The organism is Ruegeria sp. AL3 (assembly GCF_056536065.1).
Genome location: NZ_JBQFJG010000002.1, coordinates 378,404 through 404,900, shown reverse-complemented (window position 1 = coordinate 404,900; position 26,497 = coordinate 378,404). Strand labels below are relative to the sequence as shown.

General features: G+C 56.7%; 21 protein-coding genes and 5 pseudogenes. 17 read left to right on the top strand and 9 right to left on the bottom strand.

Annotated elements, in window-relative coordinates:
- The first annotated feature begins 6 nt into the window (after positions 1-6).
- The 3 genes and pseudogenes from ACR3E6_RS18335 to ACR3E6_RS18325 form a co-directional block, all read left to right on the top strand.
- Positions 7-1,629, top strand: a complete 1,623-nt coding sequence (locus tag ACR3E6_RS18335) for a thiamine pyrophosphate-binding protein (RefSeq protein WP_480488589.1) — start codon at positions 7-9, stop codon at positions 1,627-1,629.
- Entirely contained in the window at positions 1,616-2,368 is a 753-nt protein-coding gene (locus ACR3E6_RS18330; protein ID WP_480488587.1) for an aminotransferase class I/II-fold pyridoxal phosphate-dependent enzyme, read from the top strand. Before ACR3E6_RS18335 ends, ACR3E6_RS18330 begins: the two co-directional genes overlap by 14 nt.
- Positions 2,365-2,838: pseudogene (locus tag ACR3E6_RS18325) on the top strand (CaiB/BaiF CoA transferase family protein); the annotation flags it as partial. The gene ACR3E6_RS18330 and the pseudogene ACR3E6_RS18325, both read left to right, overlap by 4 nt.
- A 75-nt stretch (positions 2,839-2,913) precedes the next feature.
- Here the strand turns inward: ACR3E6_RS18325 and ACR3E6_RS18320 are convergent.
- Positions 2,914-4,374 (bottom strand): annotated as a pseudogene (locus ACR3E6_RS18320) (IS3 family transposase).
- Between the two features lie 126 nt (positions 4,375-4,500).
- Between ACR3E6_RS18320 and ACR3E6_RS18315 the strand changes: the two are divergent.
- From ACR3E6_RS18315 to ACR3E6_RS18300, 4 genes are all read left to right on the top strand, one after another.
- Positions 4,501-5,460, top strand: coding sequence for an IS110 family RNA-guided transposase (locus tag ACR3E6_RS18315; RefSeq protein WP_480488585.1), 960 nt, complete (start codon positions 4,501-4,503; stop codon positions 5,458-5,460).
- Positions 5,461-5,989: 529 nt separating this feature from the next.
- On the top strand, positions 5,990-7,339 hold the full coding sequence (locus ACR3E6_RS18310; RefSeq protein WP_480488583.1) for an aldehyde dehydrogenase family protein: 1,350 nt from the start codon (positions 5,990-5,992) through the stop codon (positions 7,337-7,339).
- 57 nt (positions 7,340-7,396) lie between these two features.
- Complete coding sequence (locus tag ACR3E6_RS18305) at positions 7,397-8,770, top strand: thiamine pyrophosphate-binding protein (RefSeq protein ID WP_480488581.1); 1,374 nt, start codon at positions 7,397-7,399, stop codon at positions 8,768-8,770.
- Entirely contained in the window at positions 8,743-9,177 is a 435-nt protein-coding gene (locus ACR3E6_RS18300) for a thiamine pyrophosphate-dependent enzyme (RefSeq protein WP_480488579.1), read from the top strand. The genes ACR3E6_RS18305 and ACR3E6_RS18300 overlap by 28 nt, the downstream gene beginning before the upstream one ends.
- Before the next feature lie 63 nt (positions 9,178-9,240).
- Here ACR3E6_RS18300 and ACR3E6_RS18295 read toward each other — a convergent pair.
- Both ACR3E6_RS18295 and ACR3E6_RS18290 read right to left on the bottom strand, forming a co-directional pair.
- Positions 9,241-9,681, bottom strand: a pseudogene (locus tag ACR3E6_RS18295) (integrase core domain-containing protein); the annotation flags it as partial.
- Positions 9,682-9,718: 37 nt separating this feature from the next.
- Positions 9,719-10,633, bottom strand: coding sequence for a LysR substrate-binding domain-containing protein (locus ACR3E6_RS18290; protein WP_171725124.1), 915 nt, complete (start codon positions 10,631-10,633; stop codon positions 9,719-9,721).
- Between the two features lie 145 nt (positions 10,634-10,778).
- Between ACR3E6_RS18290 and ACR3E6_RS18285 the strand changes: the two genes are divergently transcribed.
- The 9 genes and pseudogenes from ACR3E6_RS18285 to ACR3E6_RS18245 form a co-directional block, all read left to right on the top strand.
- Entirely contained in the window at positions 10,779-11,273 is a 495-nt protein-coding gene (locus ACR3E6_RS18285) for a TRAP transporter small permease (RefSeq protein WP_170745487.1), read from the top strand.
- The gene (locus ACR3E6_RS18280) at positions 11,270-12,568 is read left to right on the top strand and encodes a TRAP transporter large permease (protein ID WP_480488577.1); all 1,299 of its coding nucleotides are present in this window, start codon (positions 11,270-11,272) and stop codon (positions 12,566-12,568) included. The genes ACR3E6_RS18285 and ACR3E6_RS18280 overlap by 4 nt, the downstream gene beginning before the upstream one ends.
- A gap of 36 nt (positions 12,569-12,604) precedes the next feature.
- Positions 12,605-13,597: a TRAP transporter substrate-binding protein DctP gene (gene dctP, locus ACR3E6_RS18275; RefSeq protein ID WP_171725127.1), complete on the top strand. Its 993-nt coding sequence runs from the start codon at positions 12,605-12,607 to the stop codon at positions 13,595-13,597.
- 74 nt (positions 13,598-13,671) lie between these two features.
- Positions 13,672-13,983, top strand: a complete 312-nt coding sequence (locus ACR3E6_RS18270) for a (2Fe-2S)-binding protein (protein WP_209835581.1) — start codon at positions 13,672-13,674, stop codon at positions 13,981-13,983.
- Positions 13,970-15,367, top strand: a complete 1,398-nt coding sequence (locus ACR3E6_RS18265; protein ID WP_480488574.1) for an FAD-dependent oxidoreductase — start codon at positions 13,970-13,972, stop codon at positions 15,365-15,367. The genes ACR3E6_RS18270 and ACR3E6_RS18265 overlap by 14 nt, the downstream gene beginning before the upstream one ends.
- On the top strand, positions 15,364-16,479 hold the full coding sequence (locus ACR3E6_RS18260) for an NAD(P)/FAD-dependent oxidoreductase (RefSeq protein ID WP_210093908.1): 1,116 nt from the start codon (positions 15,364-15,366) through the stop codon (positions 16,477-16,479). Before ACR3E6_RS18265 ends, ACR3E6_RS18260 begins: the two co-directional genes overlap by 4 nt.
- Positions 16,480-16,493: 14 nt before the next feature.
- Positions 16,494-16,838, top strand: a complete 345-nt coding sequence (locus ACR3E6_RS18255) for a RidA family protein (protein WP_171725131.1) — start codon at positions 16,494-16,496, stop codon at positions 16,836-16,838.
- A 177-nt stretch (positions 16,839-17,015) separates the two neighbouring features.
- Positions 17,016-17,695: pseudogene (locus tag ACR3E6_RS18250) on the top strand (IS6 family transposase).
- A 47-nt stretch (positions 17,696-17,742) separates the two neighbouring features.
- Positions 17,743-17,892, top strand: a pseudogene (locus tag ACR3E6_RS18245) (IS6 family transposase); the annotation flags it as partial.
- Between the two features lie 186 nt (positions 17,893-18,078).
- Here the strand turns inward: ACR3E6_RS18245 and ACR3E6_RS18240 are convergent.
- The 6 genes from ACR3E6_RS18240 to ACR3E6_RS18215 form a co-directional block, all read right to left on the bottom strand.
- Entirely contained in the window at positions 18,079-19,107 is a 1,029-nt protein-coding gene (locus ACR3E6_RS18240) for a histone deacetylase family protein (RefSeq protein ID WP_171725132.1), read from the bottom strand.
- A 3-nt stretch (positions 19,108-19,110) separates the two neighbouring features.
- A complete protein-coding gene (locus tag ACR3E6_RS18235) occupies positions 19,111-21,204 on the bottom strand; it encodes an ABC transporter permease (RefSeq protein WP_480488572.1) in 2,094 nt (697 codons plus the stop codon).
- Between the two features lies 1 nt (position 21,205).
- A complete protein-coding gene (locus tag ACR3E6_RS18230) occupies positions 21,206-22,270 on the bottom strand; it encodes a quaternary amine ABC transporter ATP-binding protein (protein ID WP_480488570.1) in 1,065 nt (354 codons plus the stop codon).
- Between the two features lie 65 nt (positions 22,271-22,335).
- Entirely contained in the window at positions 22,336-23,274 is a 939-nt protein-coding gene (locus ACR3E6_RS18225; RefSeq protein ID WP_480488568.1) for an ABC transporter substrate-binding protein, read from the bottom strand.
- A gap of 22 nt (positions 23,275-23,296) precedes the next feature.
- Positions 23,297-25,054 carry a choline dehydrogenase gene (locus ACR3E6_RS18220; protein ID WP_480488566.1) on the bottom strand — a complete coding sequence of 586 codons (1,758 nt, stop codon included), beginning with the start codon at positions 25,052-25,054 and terminating at the stop codon, positions 23,297-23,299.
- A gap of 20 nt (positions 25,055-25,074) precedes the next feature.
- Positions 25,075-25,434: a cupin domain-containing protein gene (locus tag ACR3E6_RS18215; protein ID WP_171725136.1), complete on the bottom strand. Its 360-nt coding sequence runs from the start codon at positions 25,432-25,434 to the stop codon at positions 25,075-25,077.
- Positions 25,435-25,554: 120 nt separating this feature from the next.
- On the opposite strand from ACR3E6_RS18215, the gene ACR3E6_RS18210 reads away from it, so the two are divergent.
- A complete protein-coding gene (locus ACR3E6_RS18210; protein ID WP_171725137.1) occupies positions 25,555-26,496 on the top strand; it encodes a LysR family transcriptional regulator in 942 nt (313 codons plus the stop codon).
- Position 26,497 lies beyond the last annotated feature (1 nt).

Sequence of the window (26,497 nt, the reverse complement as noted above, 5' to 3'; positions counted from 1 at the left end):
GACCCTATGAAAACTGAGAAAGACCTTCGGGCCGCCGACCTCGTCGCGCGGCGGCTCTACGAGGCTGGCTGCAGGCATGCATTTGGTATGCCGGGTGGCGAGGTGCTGACGATAGTCGATGCGCTCAATACGGCCGGTATCAAATTCATTCTGTGCAAGCACGAAAACAGTGCCGGCTTTATGGCCGAGGGCGCGCATCACATGACGGGCGCGCCCGGCATTCTGGTGGCGACAGTCGGGCCGGGGGCTGTCAACGGCGTCAATGTCGTCGCGAATGCACAGCAAGACCGCGTGCCCTTGATCGTCCTGACGGGCTGTGTCGATGCAACCGAAGCCCTGACCTATACCCATCAGGTTTTAGATCATCAGGCTGTATTCCGTCCCATCACCAAGGCGAGCTTCGTGCTGACTGCGGATGGAGCGGATACGATTGCAGACAAGGCCGTTGCGATTGCAACGGATGGCCGGGACGGTCCTGTTCACATCGACGTCCCGATCTCCGTGGCCGATGCAAAGCCTGGACCCGTTGAGTTGCGCCGCCGGGCCAAGGTCAGCGCGGTTGTTCCTGGGGAAGATGATCTCGCGCTGGCCCGCTCATGGCTCGCGTCTTCCAAGCGAGCCGTGATGATCGCTGGCCTGGATGCGCTCAAGGACAATGCGAGCGCCGCTGTTTTGCGTTTTTGCGAAGCGCATAACGTGCCGGTCATTACGACTTACAAAGCCAAAGGCATCATCGCGGAAGATCATCCGCTCTGCCTTGGCGGAGCGGGCCTGTCGCCAAAGAACGATGATATCCTACTGCCCTTTGTGAAGGAGGCTGATCTGATCATCTGTGCTGGCTACGACCCAATCGAAATGCGGGTTGGGTGGCGCGATGTCTGGGACCCTAAAATTGTCAATGTCATCGACATCGCCGCCGAGCCCAACACCCACTACATGCACCAATCGACCCTCCAACTCGTCAGCCATGTCGGACTAACGTTGGACGCTTTGTCAGATTGCATTGCGACAACGCCGAGCTGGTCGGGGGGCGGGATCGACGACGTGCGTGACAGCCTGACCAAGGCCGTTGCCGAGACGGAGGCGTGGGGACCTGGTGTGGTCATCGATACCTGTCGCGACGTGCTGCCAAAGAACACTGTCGCTACCGTCGATTCCGGCGCGCACCGGATTCTGCTATCCCAGAAGTGGTCTTGCTACGCGCCTAAGGGCCTGTTGCAGTCGTCTGCTCTCTGCACGATGGGCTGCGCGGTTCCGCTCGCAATGGGTGCCTCCCTGATCGAGCCCGAGCGAACCGTCGTGTCTTTTTCCGGTGATGCCGGCATGCTGATGGTCGCCGGCGAATTGTCGACAGCAGCGGAACTTGGGTTGAAGACCATTTTCGTGGTCTTTGTGGACGCCAGCCTCGCGCTGATTGAAATCAAACAGCGCGGCCGTCAGCTCAAGAACGCGGGCGTCGATTTCGACAAGCACGACTTTGCCCGATTAGCCGAAGCCTTCGGAGGCAGCGGGCATACCGTTGGCAACGCCGAAGAACTGAAGGCTGCACTCATGGCAGCTCAGAGCGCGGACAGTTTCACAGTCATTGCTGCGGTGATTGATCGGGGGGCATACGATGGACGGATCTGATATGCGTGCAGACCGCCTCGCGGCAGTCGCGCCCTCGATGATCATGGGGCTCGTCGCTAAGGCCCGCGCTTTGAAAGCGCAGCTCTCTGCTATTGCGGAGGTGTTGCGCCGCCACCCCCATGTCAGGGTTCTGAGTGACGACATTTACGAGCATCTGATGTTCGATGATTACCGTTTCGTTTCGATCCTAAACGTTGCTCCTGACCTGAAACCAAGAACTTTGCTGGTCAACGGCGTCTCGAAGGTCTTTGCAATGACCGGGTGGCGCATCGGCTACGGCGCGGGTCCGGCATCCCTGATCGTGGCAATGAATGTGGTCCAAGGTCAGAGCAGCACACATGCCTGTTCCATCTCACAAGCGGCGTCGGTTGCGGCACTTGATGGTCCGGCGGAGTTTTTTGCAGACCGCGCAAAAAGCTTCGAACACCGCCGCAACATCGTCGTTGATGCGCTGAACGGGATCGACGGCATCTTCTGTTTGCGACCGGAAGGTGCTTTCTATGTCTTCCCGCATGTTGGAGGCCTCATCGGTCAAACCACACGCGACGGCGCGGTTTTGAAAGACGACACTGCGGTCAGCGCTTGGCTTTTGGACAAACACCATCCGTCGACCGTTCCGGGCGCTGCCTTTGGGTTGTTGCCCCATATCCGTATCTCGACGGCTGCATCCGAGGAGGACCTTCGATCCGCGTGCGTCCGCATCAAGGCCACGGTCGGGTCTCTGAGGGTCGCGGCATGACGGGTCTTCTTTCGGGACTGAAGGTCCTCGATCTCATTGGCATTCTGGCCGGTCCCACATGCACGCAGCTTCTTGTGGATATGGGAGCGGATGTCATCAAGGTCGAAAATCCTCTCACGGCCGGGGATGACACCAGAAGCTGGGGGCCGCCTTTCTTCGATGAGTTGGAAAGTAATGTCGCGGACCTCAGCGCTTATTTTGATTGCGCCAATAGGAGCAAACGATCCATCGCCATCGATCTTGCAAGCGCCGAGGGGCAGGAGGCGATCAAGCAACTCGCAGCCGTGTCTGACGTTTTGGTCGAAAACTTCAAACCCGGCGCGCTGAAGAAATTTGGCCTCGACTATGAGAGCCTGTCCACGATCTCTCCAGGTCTTGTCTATTGCTCGATTTCCGGCTTCGGCCAGACGGGACCGAATGCCAGCAAACCGGGCTATGACCTTATGGCGCAAGCCTATGGTGGGATCATGTGTCCGTCGTCAGGGATTTTTGGGACAGATGGCGGCCTGAGCTAAGAGAGGATCAGGCGCATCTGTTTGGTTTGATTATGCGGCGGTTTTGCGGTGAAGCAATCGCCGGGTTTCGATTGTCTTCCGTTTGATCCTTTCTCGTTGTTTCAGAACGGTGTGGCCGCGCTCGAAGTAGACATCGGCCGGGGTGAGGTTTTTCAGGCTCTCGTGATAGCGCCGGTGGTTGTAGTGATCGACGAAAGCATCGATCTTTTGCCGGAGATCACCGGGCAGGTAGTAGTTTCCAGCAAGATGCGGTTCTTCAAGGTCTGGTGCCAGCGCTCGATCTTTCCCTGAGTTTGCGGATGGTATGGCGCCCCTCGGACATGATCCATTTCCTGATCTTCCAGCCATTCAACAAGTTCACCAGAGATATAACTGGATCCGTTATCACTGAGCAGCCGTGGCTTGTGGAAGACGGTCGCCTGGGCACAGCCCGAAGCCTGCAAAGCCAGGTCCAGCGTATCGGTGACATCACTGGCCTTCATCGTCGTGCAGTGCTTCCAGTCGATGATGTAGCGGCTGTAATCATCGAGGATGGTCGATAGATAGAACCAGCCCCAGCCGACCACCTTCAGGTAAGTGAAGTCGGTCTGCCAGAGTTGGTTCGGCCGAGTGGTTTTGTCCCGGAACTCGTCGGCCGCCGATGGAACCACATAGGCCGGGCTGGTGATCAGGTCGTAAGACTTGAGAATGCGATACCCGTTCGTCGGGTGATCCGTCCACTGGACGGATCACTGATCCTCCTTACCCTCTGACACAAAGTACTTTTCCGCGTCAGTGAACGGCACGGCCAGCTCCCGTGGCGACAGATCAGTTTCTTTCAGGGCCAGGTCCTTGACCTTCTCGCGCCCCGGTTCGGGAATGCGGTTCCAGACGCGGGATGGTTTCGGGCTGCGATCCTCAAGCGCCTCAGGGCCGCCAGCCAGATATCGGTCATACCAGCGATAGAAGGTGGTCTTCGGGATGCCCAGCTTCTCCAAAGTGCGCTTGGTCGGGAGATGCGAACCTTCGACGAGGCGGATGATCTCCAGTTTTTCGGATGCGGTCCTCTCATCGCTGCAGACAGCGACTGCCGGGTGACAGATATCTCATGCGTCGTCGTCCCCATCTGTCACCTGACAGGCGCATGTAAAGCATGCTGCCGAGAGGGCGCGATCATGCTTTTTTGAGCAGGCGAAGCTCCAGGGCCTGTTCTGCAACAACTTCTTTCAGATCGCGGGATTCCCGCCGTAGGTCTTTGACCTCGGTCGATGTCGCAGCACGTGCCGTGTCGCCGGCCAGACGTTTCTTGCCGGCTTCCAGGAACTCCTTGGACCAGCTGTAGTAGAGGCTCTGCGCTATGCCCTCTCGACGGCACAGCTCCGCAATGCTGTTCTCGCCCTTCAGACCGTCCAGCACGATCCTGATCTTCTCTTCAGCTGTATATTGCTTGCGCGTCGCGCGGCAGTTGTCTTTGACAACTTTCTCGCCGTGGCTCTGCTTGGTTCCGGTCATGCGCTACGTTTGATCCACTGGATCAAACGCTTAACGCTTTGACCTATCTCATCTTATGGAATGGACGCCCCTTGCACCCAAGCCGATAGTTTTCGGCGGACGTAGCAAGCAGAAGGAGTTCACAGAATGCAGTTACTTGCGATTGATTTAGGCAAACAGTCGTTTCACATCCACGGGATCACCAATGATGGCGAGGTGATCTCGAAGAAGGTGACCAGATCCAAACTCGAAGCCGCCGTTCAGGAGCATTCACCGGAAACCGTCGCCATGGAGGCTTGTGCCAGCGCTCATCACTGGGGCAGACAGTTTGAGGCGCAAGGGTATGCCGTACGCCTCATTCACCCGCGCTTTGTCATGCCGTTTGTTAAAGGCGCCAAGAACGACGCTGTTGATGCCGAGGCGATCTATGAGGCCGCACTGCGCCCGACTATGCGATTTGTCCCAGTGAAGACGACGGAGCAACAGGACTTGCAGATGCTGCACCGAACACGTGATCGTCTCATCACACAACGGACCGGATTGATTAATCACATTCGCGGCCTTCTGGGGGAGTATGGCGTTGTCATTCCAGTCGGTGCTTGTCGGTTCCGAAAGGATATCAGAAACGCCGTCGCTGAGGCCAAGTTGTCAGCGCTGGCAACGGAAAACTTCAACGCACTTATCGCCGAATTCGAAGCGTTGGACAAACGCGTCACTGAGCTCGACCGTAAGCTAATCGCGATCTGCCGGACCGATGAGCGGTGCAAACGTCTTGCAACCCTTCCCGGCGTCGGGCCTGTGATCGCCACCGCCTTGATCGCTGCCGTTGATGACGGTCGACACTTCTCGTCTGGCCGGGCACTCGCGGCATGGATAGGCTTGGTTCCCAGACAATATACGACGGGCGGCAAACGCCGGCTTGGTGGCATAGGTAAACGAGGCAATCAATACCTGCGCCGCCAGCTCATCCACGGTGCCAGATCTGTTCTGATCAGGATTTCCAATCGTGACGATCAACGCGCGAGATGGGCGCAGGGCTTGCTGGCACGCGCAGGTCACAACAAAACACTGGTCGCAATCGCCAACAAGACAGCACGCATTGCCTAGGCGGTGTTGCGGAGTGGAGAAGGTTACAAAGCGGCGTAGTGGGTAGCGCGGAAAGCTTCGGCTTCCAAGAATGCGGGGTGATATGACGATGGTGTAACGGCAAGGGCCGCCAATTCACAGCCTGTAAGGAGTGGTGGCCATGAAAGGCCGGTCATCTTAGAAGGCACTGAAACCAGCGGATCCCATCGAGGCCAGGAGCCAATAAATGCTTCAATCAAAGGCCGGATAGATTCAAGCATCCAATGCCGTTGATGCTGTTGTGAAAAACACCTTGCGCAGGGGGCGTCCATAGATCCGCTCCTTGGTGGTTACGATGTGCCAGAAACCCTCTCTTATCAAATCGACCTAAACTGTCCCATTGGTGCTGACGTCAGACAAATCGAACTGCCCAACCAAAGCCGCGTTGCCGAGTTGGGATATGAAGAACACGCGCGTCGCTGTCTCAGCCACGCCAAGCGGACATTCGGCGCGGCGCGATCTCAGCGTCGTATGACCGATGCAGCAATTCCAAAACACCAAGAGGATTATCATGGGCAAAGAGCTCACTGAGAACGACCGCAACATGGCGGCCGATATGCTGGCGCGCGCCCGCGCTGCCATGGCCGAGATCGAGGATTGGGGTCAGGACAGGCTGGACCGCCTGTCTCAGGCCATTGCGTGGTATGCGGGGAACGAGAAGACCTTCACGCGTTTGGCCCAGCAGGGCGTGGACGAAAGCGGTATCGGAGATCGCGCAGGGCGTCCTGCGAAGCGCTTCAAGATTCACATGGTGCTGCGAGATGTCTTGCGCACACCCTCGACGGGTATCGTCGAGGTGGATGAGGAAAAAGGTCTGGTGAAATATGCCAAACCTGCCGGTGTGATCGCCTCCCTGATCCCGATGACCAACCCGGCAATGACTCCACCAGTGACCGGCGTGTCCGCCGCGAACGCCCGGAATGCGGTCGTCTTCAGCCCGCATCCGCGAACCGCCCATACCACCTTTGAAATGGTCGAGGTCATGCGTGCAGCTTGTCGTGCTGCCGGTGCCCCCGAGGACTTGTTCCAATCCATTCGCAAACCGTCGATCCCATTGACGCAACATCTGATGGAGATCTGCGACCTGACGTTGGCGACGGGTGGCAAGCCCATGGTCAAAGCAGCCTACAGCTCGGGACGTCCGGCCTATGGCGTGGGCGCGGGCAATTCGTCCATCGTCATCGATGAGACCGCAGATCTGGACATTGCCGCTCAGAACACTCGTATTTCTAAGACCTCTGACTTTGGGTCTGGCTGCTCGGCAGATGGCAACATCATCATCCAGCGCTCGGTCTACGACGATATGATCAAGGCACTTGAGGCCGAAGGTGGATATCTCTGTTCGGATGAAGAGAAGGCCATGCTCGAAGCGGCTATGTGGGATGATAGGGGCAACCGCACGTTCCCGACCATAGCTTGTCCGCCTCAGCAAACGGCCAAGGTCGCCGGGTTCTCGATCCCCGAAGATCGCAAATTCCTGATGGTTGAAAATCAGGGGCAAATCGGCCCGCAGCATAAGTTCTCCAAGGAAAAACTGACCACGTTAATGGCGCTATATCACTTCGAAACTTTCGATGATGCGCTGGAAACGGTCAGCCAGATCTACAACACCGGGGGCAAGGGCCATTCCTGCGGCATCTACAGCCACAATGACGATCACATCGACCGGTTGGCGCGTCTGGCTCCGGTCAGTCGCATGATGGTTCGACAGCCTCAGTCCAAGGCCAACGCGGGTGCGTGGACCAATGGCATGCCTATGACCAGCAGCCTTGGTTGCGGCATCTGGGGCGGCAACATCACAAATGAAAACGTCACCATGAAACACATGATGAACTACACTGGTCAGCCGTCCGATCCCTGAGGATCGCCCCTCGGAGCCGGACCTGTTCGGTGAATTCTACGGACAGGAGGTCGCGTGATGGACGCAAGCAAACTCGACGGTAAAACCGTCGCCGAACACATCGTTGATTTCCTCGAACGCCGTGATGTCAAGCATGTGTTCGGGCTTTGTGGCCATACAAACATCGCAGTTCTGGCTGCACTGGCCGAAAGTCCGATTGATTTTGTCACGGTGCGGCACGAACAAATCGCCAGCCACGCGGCGGACGCATATGCCCGCGTGACGGGCAAGGCCTCGGTGGTGTTGTCACACCTCTCCCCAGGTTTGACAAACTGTGCCACCGGGGTCGCCAACGCGGCGCTGGACTGTATCCCCATGGTCGTGATCGCGGGCGATATTCCCACGCATTACTATGGCAAGCATCCGCATCAGGAAGTGAACCTGCACGCAGACGCGGCCCAATGGGAGATTTATCGCCCCTTCGTCAAACGTGCTTGGCGGGTGGATCGCGCCGACCTGATGGCCGAAATCTTGGAAAAGGCGTTCCATCTGGCTGAAAGCGGTCAGCCCGGGCCGGTGCTGGTCAATGTGCCGATGGACATCTTCTCCGAGGTGATCCCCTCGGACAGCTTCGACCGTATCCGCGATAACACGCGCGCGCTCAAGAAGCCGTCGATTGACGATGAAACCGCACGTGAAATCATTGAGGCTCTGGCACAGGCCGAAAACCCGGTTGCCTATGTCGGCGGCGGTATCCTGTTGGCGCAGGCCAGTGAGGAGTTGCGAGAATTTGTTGAACATATGGGCCTTCCAGTCGCGCATTCCCTGATGGGTAAAGGCGCGTTGCGAGACGACCATCCGCTTGTGCTGGGAATGACCGGGTTTTGGGGCACCGAATTGGTCAACCAGTCCTGCTTGAATGCGGACTACATCTTTGCGGTGGGAACCCGGTTCAAAGAGGCCGATTGCTCCAGCTGGTACCCCGGCTATACGTTCAACATCCCCGGTTCCAAGGTCATTCATATCGACATTGAACCGCAGGAGATCGGCCGGAACTACCCCACCGAGATCGGAGTCGTTGCTGACGCCAAGGCCGCTTTACTAGTCCTCAACCGGGTCGCCCGCGAGATGTATCCGGAGGGCCTCCAACGCCCCGTGCTGGAGCAGAAGATCGCTGACTTTCGGACGGACTTCAAAGCGCGCAATGTGGAAATGGCGACCTCATCGGCCTTTCCAATGATGCCCGAGCGTATTCTGGCAGATGCCCGCAAGGCACTGCCTGAGGATGCCATCATCACCACGGACGTTGGGTGGAACAAGAACGGTGTCGGACAGCAATTCGATATCCTGACCCCTGGCTCAATACTGACCCCGGGCGGGTTCGCGACGATGGGTTTGGCCCTCCGGGCGCGATCGGCGCGAAATTGGCAGCACCTGATCGAGTCGTACTAAGTTTAGTTGGCGATGGTGGCTTCGGTCAAAACCCGTCGATGCTCGCAACGGCCGTCGAACTCAATCTGGGCATCATCTGGCTGGTCATGAACAACAACGCCTTCGGAACGATCGCAGGTCTTCAAAAAGCTCATTACGGTTTGACCTATGGAACCACGTTCCCCGGATCAGCCGCCGCACCCGCAAACGGACCGGGTTATGCAGATATTGCAAAAGCTTATGGTGCAAAAGGGCACAGGCTCAGTGCTGCTGATGAATTGTTGCCCGCATTGGAAGCGGCAATCGCCAGCGGCAAACCAACCGTTCTTGATGTCCCAATGATCAACAACCCAACACCAACCACCGGACATTGGAACATCTTGGACATATACTCGCCGGACAAAGAGATATCTCACGTCGCGACTTGACGAAACCGGGCGCGTTCAGACGCGCCCAGTGATCAGCCCCACTTGTGTGGTCCAATTTGATTGTTAGTGCATGACCGGCCTTTGGTCCATTTGAACGATGGTTTCCGGGGCCGGCGGTTTATATCCCAGAGCACTGTGCGGGCGTTTTGTGTTGTAGTGTTTCCTCCATTCTTCGATCAAAATCTGCGCTTCTCTTAGACAGTAGAAGACTTCTCCATTCAGGAACTCATCTCTGAACCGCGCATTGAAACTTTCACAGTAACCGTTCTCCCATGGGCTGCCTGGCTCGATGTATGCGGTCTTTGCTCCAACTGCATTGATCCAGTCTTGCACCGCCACGGCAATGAACTCAGGGCCATTGTCGGAGCGAATGTAGCTTGGCACACCGCGCATGATGAACAGGTCACTCAGCACGTCGATGACATCGCTGGAGTTCAGCTTGCGGTCCACACGGATCGCCAGGCACTCCCGGCTGTACTCATCGATGACGTTGAGCGTGCGGAAAGTATTCAGAGAGCAGTTTTGCGCGCCACAGAATGTCTTAAAACTGCCGGTTTATTGCTTGGAGAGCAGTCTCCAGTTGCCGGATAAACTCACTCGCCAATGCGGACGGGGGACGATGTGCTGGTCGCATGATTGAGACGTTTAGTATGACATGTGGATGGAATGCTCGAAAAACGACCGGCCTGGGTTCAGACCGCATGTTGACATATCCGGCTGCGGTAATTGGATCGCAGATACAGTAACAAAGCCCCTTTTCCACCAAAGTTAGAGCCGGGTTAAAAGTTCTAAGCTCGAACCGTTGGTCGAAACTGGCTTTTTGGCTGGCGAATGCCCTCTGAGTTGCGATCAGATTTGGATGCCCTTCTTGCAGCCCGGCCATCGGAAGGCCCGACAGATGGTGGGCTTCTACCTTGGCCAATTCAGTCAGTGGGTCATCTGCTGGGATTGCGCAAACGCATCTCATGTCGAAATCGACAGTATCAATCGCTGCTGTGGCTTTAGGTGTCTCACCCAGTCCAATGTCATATTGCTGAGAGGCTATCCATTCCTCGATAACGGGTGAGGCACGCATCATCAGTGACGCCTTTACGTCTGGTTTGTCCAGCAGAAACTCACCCAGTAGCTGCGGCATCAACAGGCTGCTGGCCGCCGGCATGCAGGCTATGTTCAGTCGCCCTTTCGTCAGCGCTCCGATTTCGCGCATTGTCCGGGTTGAAAGCGAAAGGCGATCCAGGATCGCTTCAGCCTCGGTGATGAAGTACTGGGCTTCCGGCGTAGGGGCCATTTTCCCGCGCTGCCGCCGGAATAGGGCGATGTCCAGTTCGGCTTCGAGATTTGCAATCAGTGCGCTGACGGCTGGCTGAGTCCGCCCGAGGATTCGGGCCGCTTCAGACACTGATCCTGTTCGCATGACTTCGCGGAAGGCCTGTAATTGGCGGAAGCTGAGATTCATTTGCCTTTGTTAATCCTTAACTTTTCATCGCCACATAAAGTAACTTTATTTAAAGATCAATTTAATCGTTTTGACTTAATAATCCGTACCCCTGATTTTTCCCATCATGAATGCGCTGCCTGTATTCGCCGTGATGGAGGGGGAAATGACACGTTTTTCAAGTGTCCTGCTGACGGTTCTGATTTGCCTTGTTGCTCTTGGGCAATTTGTGCAGGTGATCACGCGCTATGTGCTGGAGATCCCCGTCATGGGGCTGGAAGAAAGCCTGCTTTACCCAACGTTGTGGCTGTACATGCTGGGGGCGGTCAACGCGTCGCGCGAGAACACGCATATCCGCGCCAATGTGCTGGAGATCTTTCTGACCACAGAACGTCAGCATCAGGTTCTGGCGGTTATAGGTGAAGTCATCAGCCTGATCGTTGGCATCTGGTTGACCACCTGGGCCTGGGATTTCACCAAATATTCGATGCGGGTCTGGCGTGAGAGCCCGACATTGTATCTGCCGACCTTTTATGTCGATGTCGCTTTGTTTGTCGGGTTGGTTCTGATGATGATCTTCACCGCTTGGCATCTGCTTATGCACCTGCGCGCACTGTTTTCCCCCCTTGCCGAACCTGCCGTGGAAGGAGGTCTGAAATGATCGAGATTGCGCTTTTTGCTGTATTGATCCTGGTTATCCTGCTGACCTTGGGCGTACCGCTGCCCTATTGTTTCGGTGCGGGTCTGATGGTGATGTATTTCGCCGGAGACGTGGTCATGAAGGGCAATATGCTGTGGGGGTTCCAGCAGTTGGGCAACCCGGTGCTACTGGCCATTCCGCTGTTTGTTCTGGCCGGGACAATCATGTCAGTCTCAGGCATCGCTGCCAGCCTTCTGAATTTCGTCAATATATTCATCGGTCACCTGCGGGGCGGTCTGGGAGTGGTCGCTACAGTGTCCTGCGCCCTCATTGGAGCCATATCGGGTTCGGGCCTGACTGGCGTCGCAGCAATTGGCCCTTTGCTGATCCCCGAGATGGAGAAACAAGGCTATCCCCGCGAATACGCGACGGCGCTTATTGCCAACGCCTCGCTTTTGGGTCTGCTGATCCCGCCCTCGGTAACCATGATCGTCTATGGCTGGGTGACAGACACCTCAATTCTGGCCTGCTTCCTTGCTACATTGGGTCCCGGTCTGCTGATCATGGCCAGCTTTTCGGCGGTCAACATCCGCATGGCCCGCAAATTTCCCCTACAGCTGAATGAGCCGCCGAAAGGGAAGGCCTTTCTATCCGAGGCGACCTCGCTCGGTCTTAAGGCCACGCCCGCGTTGTTGATGCCGGTGATCATTCTGGGTGGTATCTATGGCGGTATCATGACACCGACCGAGGCTGCCGCCGTAGCTGTGATCTATGCGATCCCGGTAGGTTTCCTGATTTACAAGGGGCTGGACATCAAAACCTTTTTTGGTGCGGGCAAAGAGGCTGCGACCTCGGTCGGTGCGATCATGCTGATGATCTTGTTCTCGATGATCCTCAGCCAGATGTTTGTTCTGGAAAGCGTCCCTCAGGCCATCGTGCAGGCGATCTTTTCAGTGACCGAAAACAAAGCCCTGCTGCTGGTGTTGATCAACATCCTGTTGTTCCTCGTCGGAATGGTCGTGAATGATGTCACCGCCATAATCCTGATCGCGCCGCTGTTGCTGCCGCTGATGCAGGCCATCGGCGTCAGCCCGATCCAGTTTGCCGCGATCATGGGTGTGAATACCGCCATGGGCGGCGTGACCCCGCCCTATGCCTCGATCCTTTATCTGGGTGCACGCATCGGCCAGGTGCCGGTCACCAAGGTGATCCGCCCGGCCATGACCCTGATCCTGCTGGGATATCTGCCTGTCGTCTTCCTGACCAGTTTCTGGCCTGACCTGTCGATGTGGCTGCCTCGCTTCTTTGGCTACTAAGCCGACCACTTCATCATTCACGGAGGAGACTTATCCATGATGAACTTTCTGAAATCCACCTGCCTGGCTGCGGCCGTTGTCGCAACTGCAGGCATCGCTGCCGCCGACACGCTGAAGATCAGCCATATTCGACCTCAGGGCGCGACAATCGACAATGAACTGCGTGCTTTCGCTGAGGAGCTGAAGGCTGCCACGGACGGCTCTCTGGAACTGAACCTGTTCCCGGCATCTGCTCTGGGGGACTACACGTCTGTGCAAGAGCGTATTTCGGTTGGTGCCATCGACATGGCCGTGCAGCCCGCCGCCACAGCGGTTGATCGCCGTATGCAGATCTCGGCTTTCCCCTATGTTGCGGCAAACTGGGACGAAGCGAAAAAGATCTATGGTCCCGGCGGCGCGATCCATTCGGCGATGAAGGATCTTTATGCGAAGCAGGACATCACCATGCTGGCCGCCTATCCGGTGTATTTCGGCGGCGTTGCCTTGAATACCGACGCGGTGAACCCAGGTGATCCGACGGCCGCCAAGGGGATCAAGGTCCGTGTACCCGGTATCAAGAGCTTCCAGCTGACTGCAGACGCTCTGGGCTATATCTCGTCGCCCATTCCGTTCTCGGAAGCGTTTACTGCCGTGCAGACCGGTGTTGTTGACGGTGTCGTCGGTTCGGGCGCTGAAGGCTATTATGCCTCGTTTCGTGATGTGACGACGTCGTATGTGCCAGTGAACACGCATTTTGAAGTTTGGTACATGATCATCAACTCGGGCACATTGGCCGATTTGAGTGATGAAGATCGGGCTGCTCTGGAATCCGCGGCGCTGGCGTTCGAAGCCAAGCGCTGGGAAACCGCTGAGGCCGATCAGGCCGCGTTCGAGCAAAAGCTGGCCGACAATGGCGCAACCATCGTCTCGCTGACGGACGAAGAGCTTGCTGCCACCGCTGCTCATGTACGTGCGCAGGTCTGGCCTCAGGTCCTGGAGGACGTGGGGCAGGATTGGGGTCAGTCCATCCTCGACAAAATCGGCGAATAACCGATCAGACCCTGCGGTCGGGCAAGGCGCGCCTCTCCCCGTGCCTTGCCCGGCCAGCCCACGGAGATCAGCTTATGTTCAGATCCTTGCAAGACAATGACCACGATCTGGTGACGCTGGTCGTTAATGGTCAGCCGTTCACCGCGCGCAAAGGTCAGTCTGTCTGGTCCGCGATGGCCGTGGCCGGTCAGATTGTGACCCGTAAGGCGGCCCTGTCGGGTGACGAGCGCAGTGCTTATTGCGCCATGGGCGTCTGTTTCGAATGCATGGTCGAAATTGATGGGCTTCCCAATCAGCAAGCCTGCCTGCGTCGGGTCGTGGACGGGATGAGCGTTATGACACAAGACATTACCGAAGACACCGAGGCAACTGATGAAAGCTTTTGATTGTGCGATCATTGGGGCTGGCCCGGCCGGAATGTCAGCCGCCATTGAATTGGCGCGGGCTGGAATTGATGTGGTTGTGCTGGACCGGGCTGAACGGGCAGGGGGGCAGATCTATCGCTCTGCGGCAGATAGTCCCTTGCCGGATGCAGCACCCCTGGGGCCAGAATATGCGGCAGGTGCTGATCTGATCACTCGCTTTGAACAATCCCGCGCGACACATCTTGCCGGTGCCGATGCATGGCATCTGGGGGATGATGGCCGTATTCTGTTCTCATATCAGGGCGAAACACGTGAGTTGCACTGCCGGGAAATGTTGTTGTGCCCCGGGGCAATGGAGCGGCCCATGCCGATCCCGGGCTGGACCTTGCCCGGTGTCATGACCGCTGGTGCAGCGCAAGTGATGCTGAAGTCGCACGCAGTTGTAGCAGACAGGGCTGTCTTTGCTGGATCGGGACCGCTGTTGTACTTGATTGTGGCACAGTATCTGCGCCTCGGCGTGTCTGTGGCCGCTCTGGTCGATACGACTCCGCGACAACATTACATTGATGCCGCGCTTCTTATGCCGCGCGCCCTACGGCAGGTCGGACAATTTCGCAAGGGCTTGTCTTTGTTGCGGGAAATCCACGTTTCGGGTGTTGCCACCTACCGACATGCCGAAAATCTGGAGGTGATCGGCGATGAAAAAGCCTCTGGGCTGCGATTTGTGTCATCGGGTCAGCGGCGTGAGATCTTGGCCGATACCATATTCCTGCATCACGGCGTTCAGCCCAATCTGAACATGACCCGAGCAATGGGGTTGGATCATCATTGGAACAGCGAGCAGATGTGTTGGCAGGTCACTGTTGACGATTTTTGCCAGAGTTCGGTTGCGCATGTTTCGGTTGCTGGCGATGGGGCTGGGATTGCAGGTGCTGATGCCGCCTGCGCTGCTGGGCGTGTGGCTGCTCAGAACATTTTGGTTCACCTTGGCCGAATTTCCCAGACGGACAGGGATCAAAAAGCGCACGCTGATCTGAATTTCTTGTCCGCCCTGAAACCATTTCGCCGGTTCATCGACCGCCTGTACCGCCCAACCGAGGCGCTGAGATTGCCGCGCGATCCCGACACTCTGGTGTGTCGTTGCGAAGAACAGTCTTTGGGCGATTTGCGAGCGGGGTTCGAACAAGGTGCGCGGGACTCGAATGCGCTGAAATCCCTGACCCGATGTGGAATGGGGCCGTGCCAGGGAAGGCAATGTGGCCATGCCGTGACTGGCCTATTGGCAAAGTGGCGTGAGGAAAGCCCCGAAGCGGTTGGATATTACCGCCTGCGCAGCCCGCAACGCTTGTTGACCCTGGATGAGCTGGGCCGATACGACACGGTTCCGGCGGAGGCTGCGGAATGAAGGCGGATGTTCTGATTATCGGCGGGGGTATTCAGGGTTGTGCAACCGCGTACCATCTGGCCCGCAAGGGTGCCTCAGTTATTGTGGTCGAAAAGGATTACTCCGGTCGGCATGCTTCGGGCGTCAACGCGGGCGGAGTGCGGCTGCTGGGCCGGGATTTGGCTGAAGTCCCTTTGTCCAAAGCATCTATGGAGATGTGGCAGACACTGGATGAAGAGTTGGGTCACGATACCGGATTTCGGCGCCAGACACTGGTGAATATCGCGGTGGATGAGGCAGATCTGGCGAGTGCGAAGGCCCGCGAGGTCAAGATGTATGACGCAGGATATACGCATGAACGGATCATCGATCAGGTTGAACTCAGGGAACGATTGCCTCATGTGAATCCCAATTGCGTTGGCGGCGTGATCTCGGAGCTGGACGGGTATGCGATCCCCTTCAAGGCAACATCTGCGTTTCGCCTGGCGGCAAAAAACTATGGCGCTCTGGTGATCGAAGGCGAAGAGGTTAGGTGCCTCCGCCGCGTGGGCGATGTGTGGCTGGCGCAGGGCACCCGGCACAGGTTTGAGGCCAAAACCGTCGTCAATTGCGCCGGGGCCTGGGCGGATAAAATCGCTCTGATGATCGGTGATAACGTTCCCCTCAGCCATGCCGCACCGATGTTGATGATCACCGCCCGGATGCCGCATTTCGCCAAGCCTGTCGTTGGGGCGATCAGCCGACAGCTGAGCTTCAAACAGTTTGAAAACGGTACCGTCCTCATTGGCGGTGGCGCCAAGGGGTTCGCTGATCGCGACAATAATCGCACACGGCTGGACTATGCCAAACTTGCTGCTGCGTGCCGCACTACAACCGAGTTTTTTCCGATTATGCGCAAGGCCAGTATCAACCGGATGTGGGCCGGGTTGGAGGCTTATATGCCCGACAATCTGCCCGTGATCGGCCCGGCCGCAAATGCCCCGCGTGCATTCCACGCATTCGGGTTTTCAGCGCATGGATTTCAGATGGGACCTGTTGTGGGGCAGGTTCTGGCGGATCTGGTGACCGGTGGCCAAAGCCGCTTCAATCTATCGCCCTTCCGCATAGACCGATTTGACCGCAAGGTCCTGTAATGGAGATAACCGACATGACAATCACCCGCATCGAAACCGGCCAACGCATGAGCAAGATCGTCAAGCACAACGGCGTCGCTTATCTGTGTGGCCAAACCTCGGATGCCACAACAGCTGCGGATCAAACCCGCGAGATTCTGGCCAAGGTCGAGGACCTGTTGACCAAGGCCGGCAGCGACAAGACCCGCATCCTGCAATGCGTGATCTGGCTGGCAGACATGGCGGATTTCGCCGAGATGAATGACGTTTGGGATGCTTGGGTACCGCAAGGTCACGCCCCGGCCCGTGCCTGTGGCGAGGCCAAGCTGGCGCGTGATGTGCTCAAGGTTGAGATGATCGTCACTGCGGCCTGCGACTGAGCAGGTTGCTCCGCTTTTAATTTGCGCCCTGTTCAGCCGTTCTGAACTTTTCAGGATGTGTTCACGCTCAAGCCCAAGGCGACCAGCGCCCCGGATCTTGCCGTGCTTCAGGATCACCACCTGCGCAAAGGCGTGATGCACATCACGGGCAATGAGTTTCACGACCAGGGTCGGTCCATGATCTCTTTCAAAGGCGCGCAATATCCGAAGGACGTGATCCTGTTCGCGGTGTTCTTCTACGTTCGATAAGGTGTTTCATACCGTGACCTGGCGAAAATCATGGGTGAGCGCGGTGTTTCCGTGGATCACACCACGCTGAACCGTTGGGTAACGCAATACTCAGGCGCCATTGCCGAAGTCGTGCGTCGACGCAAAGGACCATGTGATTCCTCGAGGAGAGTGGGCGAGACTTACATCAAAGTGAAAGCCGCGTGGGTCTATCTCTACTGTGCCGTCGACAAACACGAAAAAACACTTGATGTCATGCTGTCCGAGCGGCGCAACAAACCAGCTGCCACGAAATTCTTCGCCCGGATGCTGTAGCTCAACGGCCTACCGCGAAAGATAGTCATCGACAAAAGTGGCGCAAGCACCGTTGGCATCAAGGCCATTAACAAGATGTTAAAGGGGTTTGGCTGCCCGATCCCGATCGATATGGTCAGGCGCAAATACCTCAATAACATCATGGAACAAGATCACAGCTTCGCCAATAGGCGAACCCGTCCGATGCTTGGCTTCAAGTCCTATATCTCGGCCGCAGCAACTCTGGTCGGGATCGAAGTCGCGCACATGATCCGCAAGGGCAACACACGCGCGGACTCTGTCCGTTCCAACAATTCGCTAGGCTAGCATATTAACGCTGGTGCGATCACTGAAGTAGCTCGCCTGGCTGAAATCTTTGCAACGGAACCGGATCAGACCCATGCTGGGATTCAAATCTTTCGCTTCAGCCGCATCTGCCCTGGCAGGCACAGAACTGATCAACATGATCCGCAAAGGTCAATTCACACCCGGGCTCCAACCGTTTCAGCAATTCGCCCAACTGGCAGGATAAACTGCTCACCAACTCCACTGATGCTCTGTCTTCTAAAAGGTTTGCGACAGAACCCTTGGTTGGTCAAAAAACGGAAGATCATCCCGTTCATTCATCTGGTTGACAAATCGGAACACAGGGACGGCACAATCATGCATTATCAATCGACTGTCGTGGATCCCTGAATGCCTTTCCGGTTACCAATCTCTAATGGGAGTACCCTTTTATGACATTGGCGACATTTGTGCCCAAAGCCTCCATCGCGTATCCGCCTTCCATGATAAACTGTGTGGAAAGGTCCAGAGCCCGGATCTGGCGCCCGATTTCGATGTAATCCGGGCTGTGCAGTTCGAATCCGCCAACGGGATCGCCCGCGAAACTGTCCACTCCGAGGGAAATCACAAGCACATCGGGGGCATAGTTGCGGGTCCTGTGTAGCGCGATTTCCAACGCTTTGCTCCAAGCGCGGAAATCGGTTCCACGCGGCATCGGAAGATTCAAATTATACCCCTTGCCCGGACCGAAACCGGTCTCGGTGTCATAGCCCATCAAAAAGGGGTACTCGTCCTCCGGCCGACAGTGGAGCGACGCAAAGAACACATCGGCCCGGTCATAGAAGATGGCCTGCGTCCCATTCCCGTGGTGATAGTCGATGTCCAGGATCGCCACACGCTTGGCCCCCTTGTTGCGGTGCGCCTGCGCGGCGATCGCAGCATTGTTGAGATAGCAATAGCCGCCTGCCATATCCTGCGAGGCGTGGTGCCCGGGCGGACGGCAGATGGAAAACACGGCTTGTTCTCCATCTTGGATCAGATCAACCCCTGTCAGGGCAATATCCTTGGCGGACCGGATCGCCTGCCATGTCCCTTTGACAAAGGGCACACATACGTCGAACGTATAGCAGCTGAGCATCGAATGCACCGAGGCGTTCGGCACCTGATCCATCCCGCGCATCCCAAAGGTATAGGCAGTGGCAAAACCGCCGGTGCCGAATTCGTCTTCCCATAGCGGATAACAGCGTTCCAGAAAGCTGACGAAAGCAGGGTCATGAACCTGATGCGCCACGTCCAGCCCATAGGTGGCTGGCGGGATGACATCCGTGAACCCGGCTTCGGCAAGCGCGGTCATGATCATATTCATGCGCTCGGGGCTTTCCGACATGGGTATCATCTGGTCATAGCGCATTTCCTTGGCACCGGCATGATCGCGATGATCGTCTGAATAGATCAGTTTCATGGCTTATCCATTTACAAAATGATTTTGGTATTTGCGCTGCCAGGCTTGGCAAAACCGGTCCGCCGTGATCGCGATGACGGCCATTCCTATCCCGGCCACTAAGCCCTGACCAAAATTACCGGCAGAAAGACCGATATAGACCTCTTGTCCCAGCCCGTTTGTCCCGACCAGTGCCGCAATGACCAGCATTGCGATGCCAAACATGATCGACTGGTTCAGCCCCAGCATGATGTTTGGCAGGGCCAGCGGCAGCTTGACCAGAAACAACATCTGTACGCGTGTTGTGCCCAGACTGGTTGCGGCTTCCGTCACGGTTTTAGGCACATGCCGAAGCCCGTGTTCCGTGTAGCGGAATGCCGGCACAAAGGCGTAAGAAACAATGGCCAGAAGCGCGGTGAACTCTCCGATCTTGAACACCATGACAATGGGGATCAGCAGCACAAAGGGTGGCATTGTCTGTAGCGTGTCGTTGACAGGCCGCATGATGCGCGAGAACCAGTCATACTGCGCCGCCGCCGCACCAAGCAATGCCCCGATGACAAAGGAAAGACCCACTGCGATCGAGCAGAGATAAAGCGACAGCATTGCCTTGTCCCAGCTGCCCGACACCAGAAGAAAGGTAAGCCCAAGCAGGGTTCCGGCTGCAAGTCGGCCCCCTCCCAGACGATAGGCGAAATAGGTGAGGATGGCGATCAGCGCCAGCCAGGGCATATCCGTCAACCCGATATAGAACAGCAGCCCACCCAACGGGACCGTCACGGCCAGACCCGGACGCTTCCGCTGCCAGAGCCACGCGGTGCCGAAGACCAGCAACGCGACATAGGCCACTGTGTGCCAGATTGTCAGAGCGAACCCCCAGGTGAACGGGCTGACCGTTTTGTCGAAACCAATTTTCAGGGGCAGCATAACAAAGAAGAGGCTGGCATTCTTGACCGCGTCCACCAAGGGTTTGAGGTTGATTATGAACCATGTGATCGCGCGATTAAGTGGTTCCGCCAGATCAAACTGCCAAGTTTCAGGCCATTGCGCCAGAAACGGAACGACCTGCGCCACAGCCAGAGCCAAAACCACGACCCCGATCAGACGCAGTGGAAAGGCGTATCGCTGCAACGTTGTTTTCCGGGTCAGCGTCACACCTTCGCGCTCGGCCAGACCAAAAGTGATCCGATCCAGGATCATCGCCATCAGGGCAATCACGATACCGGCCACCAGACTTTCACCAAACTGCGCTTTGCGCATGGTCGACAGAACCTCCCAGCCGATGTCGGCGGTGCCGCCGATGATCGAAGCAATGATTACCATCGAAAGCGATGCCATGGTGGTCTGGTTGATCCCGATCAGAATCTGCCGCAACGCAGTCGGGAACCGCACGCGCCAGAACAGCTGGCCTGGGGTGGCGCCGGACATGAGGCCGGACTCGATGATATCGGAGGGCACGCCGCGCAGCCCCAGAATGGTATTCCGCACCATGGGCGGGAAGGCGAACAGAATAGAGGCGACCAGACCAACAACCGGCCCGAAACCAAACAGCAGGAGGATCGGCAATAGATAAGCAAAGGCTGGAATAGTCTGAGAAATATCCAGCAGGTGGATGATGACGCGCTCGGCTCGAGTTGAGGCATAGCCCCACACCCCAAGAGCAAAGCCGACCAGAACGGCCATCGGAACCGAGATGAAGACAAGAGCAAAGGAATTCATCGCTTCTTCCCACAGGCCAACGCACAGCACATAAATCAGGCTGAGCACCGTAAACACTGCCAGATCGCGCCCGCCCGCCCTGTAGCCGATCATTGTTATCGCCGCGACGAAGGCGCTCCATGGCAGCCAATGCAGCAAGGCACGCACCCAGTCCATGGGATAGGTGAAAAGCAACGTGATCACTTTGAAGAAGGGTTCGAAATTGGCCACCACCCAATCCATGATGACATTCAGGACATCCGTGATCGGCAGTTCCAGCGCGCCAGGGAATTTCGCAATCCAGGGCACTTGCCCCATAAGAAGGACACAGAGCAGCGAAAACACAATGACTGCTGGCCATCCAAAGGATTGTTTTTGCAATTTGCCCGGATTGCTCGTTATCGCAATATCGCTGGGCATTTCACACCTCCCCTGAGGAAGCGGCGAGTGTTTTCATGAGTGAAGCAGGCGTCACGACGCCAAGAACACCTCCGTCGGCCCCATCGACAACCACCCCCTTGGGGCTGCGGACAAGTTCCGTGATGAGGGCTTCGGCCACCATCGCGCCCGGAACATGCGGCAGGTCGCCGATGTCGCCTTCGGGTGGGACCACGCAGGATTCGGCCCGCATGACACGGATACGGGGAACTTCGCTAGTGAATTGTGCGACATAGTTATCGGCGGGATTCAGTATCAGATCTTCGGGCGTTCCAATCTGTACCACCTTGCCATCACGCATGATCGCCATGCGGTCAGCAATGCGCAGCGCTTCAAGAAAATCATGAGTGATGAAGACGATGGATTTGTGCAACATCTTCTGAATACGCAGAAATTCATCCTGCATTTGTCGTCGGATCAAAGGATCCAACGCCGAAAACGGTTCATCCAGAAACCAGACATCCGGCTCAACCGCAAGCGAGCGCGCGATGCCAACCCGTTGTTGCTGCCCGCCTGACAATTGGCCGGGAAAGCTTGACTCACGCCCTTCGAGATCGACCAACTTGATGACGCGCTGGGCATGTTCAAGCTGTTCAGCAAGCGGCATCCCCTGAAGTTTCAGCGGAAAGGCTACGTTTTCAAGAACCGTCAGATGCGGCAGAAGCCCAAAGTTCTGAAAAACCATGCCCATCTTGTGGCGGCGGATGTCGATCAACTCTCGGTCGGATTTCGCCAGCAGGTTTTCTCCGTCCAACAGGACTTCGCCATAGCTGGCATCAACCAGCCTGGACAGACAGCGAACGACCGTCGACTTGCCCGAACCCGACAGGCCCATAATCACGAAGATCTCGCCCACATGGACATCGAAACTGACGTCTATGGCTGCTGGAACATGGACTTCGGACCGCATGCGGTCAGCCAGTGCATCACGATCTATCTGATAGCCGGAGGTGTCAAAGTAGTATTGCGGCCGGGGGCCATAGACCTTCCACAGATTGCGGCAGGAAAGCTTTACCGCGCGTTCCTCTGGTGACTCGTGCTGTCCCACAGCAGATCCTCTCATATTGTTAACGCCCGGCACCCTGTGCCGAGCGTCAAAGGCATCTGAACGACTTAGTTAATCCAGACCGACCATTGGTCTTCGTTGTTCGTGATCCATTCCTGAACAACCTCTTCCAGCGGTCTGCCGTCCTGATCTACGGCAAAGATCATTGCGTTTTGATCTTCGTTCGTCAGAGCGAACTGCTCAAGAAGCGCCGCCGCTCCGGGCCAGGTTTTCGCCAGCGAATTGGAGGCGATTTTCTTGACCGAAGCCTGAGCGAACCCGCAGGCTGTCTCGCGCTGCTGGTCTTCTTCGACGCACTCTCCGTCAATCGGGTTCCACTCAACCCAATTCATATCAACTTCGGCAAAGATCCAATGCGGTTGCCAGAACATCATCAGAATAGGGTCTTTGGACGCCAGTGCGCTTTTCAGTTCGGCCACCATTGCACCTTCGGAACCGCCGGGGACCGGTACGAAAGGCAGGCCAATCCCTTCGGCAACGGACTTGGAACGGGTGCCCCAGTCCCCCGGGTAAGTGATCAACCGGCCATCGGGGAATGTCTCGGCTGTGGCGAACGCCTGCGCACAGTCGAAGAGCGCCTGATAGTCGGGTAGGCCGGGGCACTTTTCAGCCATGTAGTCAGGGTACATCCAACCTTCTCGGGGGATGAGGCCCAGTTCTCCCATGTCGACAATCGCACCCGATGCCAGACCGTCGGTGTAAACGTCTGTGATGGAATTGTCCCAAACCTCGGGATTGAAATGCAGCTCATTCTGGGCCAGCGCGGTAAACTGTGGCAGACCGCCTGCGGTCACCAGCTCGACGTTGTAGCCCTTTTTCCTCAAAAGTTCCGCTGCAATGTTGGCTGACAGGTGCTGTCCTGTCCATTCATTGACCGCAATTTTGATTGGTTCTTCGGATTCAACCTCGGCAGTTGCCATAGATGCGGCCAGCATTGCAGCCGACAGGACCAGCGCGGTTTTCAGTTCTTTGATACTTTGTTTCACGTATTCTCCTCCCTGAGAGTGTTCAGTTTGTGGTTTCCAAAAGCGCTGCGCGCAAACTCTCGCGTTCGTTGGCATAATCATGGCTGATGTCCGGCGAACGCTGGCGGGTGCTCCAATTTGGATCGGCCAGCAACGGCGCGTCTGTAGCTTCACCCAGCGTTTGCCCGAGGATCAGATCAGCAGCCCGTTCCGCCAGCATGAGCGTGGGGGCATTCAGATCCCCCGCGGTCGCCTGCGGCATGACCGAACTGTCTACAAGACGAAGACCATCCACACCTTTGACCCGCATGGTCAGCGGATCGACGACCGCGCCGTCGTCCGTCCCCATTCGGCACGTCCCGCAGGGGTGATAGGCGCTCTCGACCTTTTCCTTGATGAACTGGTCGATGCACGCATCGCTTTGGTGGTCATCCCCCGGTGCGATTTCCCTGCCCCGATACGGGGCAAAGGCCGGTTGGGCAAAGATCTCACGGGTCAGGCGGACGCAGGCGCGCATTTCCAGCCAGTCGTCTTCGTGAGTCATATAGTTGAAACGCACGCGCGGCGGTTCTGAGGGGGCCGCGCTGCGCAGTCGGACCCAACCCCGGCTTTTTGAACGCTTGGTTCCGACATGGACCTGGAATCCGTGGCCATCAGCCAGGGACTTGCCGTCATAGGAAATTGCCAACGGCAGGAAATGGTACTGGATATCGGGATAGATGATCCCGGCCCGACTGCGTATGTGCCCACCGCTTTCAAAGTGGTTGGTGGCCCCAAGTCCCCCCTTAGTCAAAAGCCAGCGCGCACCGATCATCGCCTTGCCCAGCAGCGACATATGCGGAAACAAAGAGACAGGCTGTGTGCATTCCTGCTGCAGATAGACCTCAAGGTGGTCCATCAAATTTTCGCCCACGGCATCATTCGCTGCGATCACCTCGATCCCATGCTTGTCCAGTTCCTCTGGTGGCCCGATCCCGGACCGCTTGAGGATGGTGGGCGACATGATGGAACCGGCGCTCAGGACAACATCCCGCGTGGTGCGAACGATTTGAGAGGTGCCTTTTCGGGTGAACTTGACCCCTACCGCCCGGCGGCCTTCAAACACAATGCGTTCGACAAGCGCATGAGATAGAACACGGACATTGCCCCGCTTGATCGCGGGATACAGATAGCCCACGGCGGCACTGGCACGTTTGCCGCCGCCGACCGACATTTCCATCGGGCCGACGCCTTCATGCTGGCGCTCGTTCATGTTGGGGCTGACGGCATAGCCCGCCTCGCGGCCCGCTTCGACAAACGCGGAATAGAGAGGATTGCTTTCCTTGCCTCGTGTCACCGATATCGGACCCTGCGTGCCGCGCAAGGGACCGCCGCCTTTTACGTTCTCAAGGCGCTGGAAATAGGGCAGGACATTGGCCCAGTGCCAGCCTTCGGCCCCGCGCGCGGACCACAATTCGTAGTCCATCGGATTGCCGCGCACATAGCACATCCCATTGATCGAAGACGACCCGCCCAACCCTTTGCCGCGCGGCAAGTTCATGACACGCCCGTCCAAACCGGGTTCCGGTTCAGTCCACATGCCCCAGTTGAAGCGTTTGGTGTTCATCGGAATCGACAGCGCCGTCGGCATCGTCACGAACAGTGATTTATCGCTGCCGCCAGCCTCCAGCACCAGAATCCGAAGCTTGGGATCCGCGCCCAACCGGTTGGCCAGAACACAGCCGGCCGAACCTGCGCCAATGATCACGTAATCATAGAACCCGAGGTCACTTGATCCGTCGTTGTTGTGGACACTGTTCATGCAAACACATCTCCGCCGGATCAGTCGATCATCACGTAGTATTTCAGCATGGGTTCCGTCTGCTTCCAGTATCCCCGGAACCCCTTGGGCACGAGGAAGGCATCGCCCTTGGAATAGGTTTCCGAGAACTCTTCGTTTTCGAGTGTGACCGAGCCTTCGATGACATACATGAATTCGTGGCAGGGATAGGATTCATAGAACTCTGTATAAGCAGTGGAACGCCAGACGCCGGCGCGAATACCAGGAGTTTCGTTCTCAAAGTAAATGTGATCCAACCCAAGGGGCTGCTCAGTAAGAAGCTCAGCCGTCTCCAACGGTATGTCAGCTGTGGTTTTCCAACCTGTCGGTCCGTTAGCTTCAAATTTTATGGGGGTATTCATGTGGTTTCTTCCTTAGTCGGATCATCTTTGCGATGATGAATTTCGGCGACGTTAGAAGGCAAATGCTCAAAGGTGAAATTACTATTTGTGCCGTATAGAAACCTGAGGTTACTATAGGCCATGCAAATCAAACCAACTTTGACCTCATTGCGCGCCTTTGATCTTTTTGCTCGGACGGGCACGTTGACCGAGGCCGCGACCGTTCTGAATGTCACACGCCCAGCCATAAGCAAGCAGATCAAGGAATTGGAAACGATCACGGGCTGTCAGCTGGTTTCACGCGCCGGTCCCAACGTCACCCTTACCGCGCAGGGGGCCGAACTGGCCGCAGGACTTCGTCAAGCTTTCGATCTGATTTCAGCAACGACCGAACGCCTTACCGAAAGCGACCTTCGTTCAGATTCCGTGCGCGTCCTGGTCGAAAGAGATTTCGCGTCATCCTGGCTTGCCGAGAAAATCGGAACATTCCTGATCGACCATCCCGGTATTTCCGTTGAGATTATCGCCGAACGCAATGGGCGGCTGCGGAATGCAGAAGACTTTAGTTTTCGGATATTCTACGGACCACAAGGAAGTTTTGAATCTACGGATCTTACAGAGGAGTTTCTGTGCGACTGGATCGACATCCCCCTCTGTACACCGGAATATGCCGCAAGACACATAAGCGACGGTGGTCAGTATCAAGATGCGCGCTTCCTGCTCGACAAAAACTACAACCCCTGGGACCAATGGTTTGAAAAAGCTGGCATTGGAAGCCCCGGAGAATCTGCCGCCTTTACCAGCTTCAATGAAACCTCCCTATGCCTTTCAGCCGCGCTTTCAGATGCCGGAATAACCATTGGCGATAGTTTCTTGTGTCTTCATTCCATCGAAACCGGGCGTTTGATCGCCCCCTTTAAAATCGGTTCGCGTAGCACCGAACGTTATGCGATCTGCCGCCCTTCGGGGCGTAGGTTGTCGGCAAGTGAACTTAAATTCAAACAATGGCTGGTCCGCGAAATCGAAGAGTTCGAAAAAAAGGTAGATCGAGTCATTCGGCGAAAAGGGATCAAAGTGATTTGAC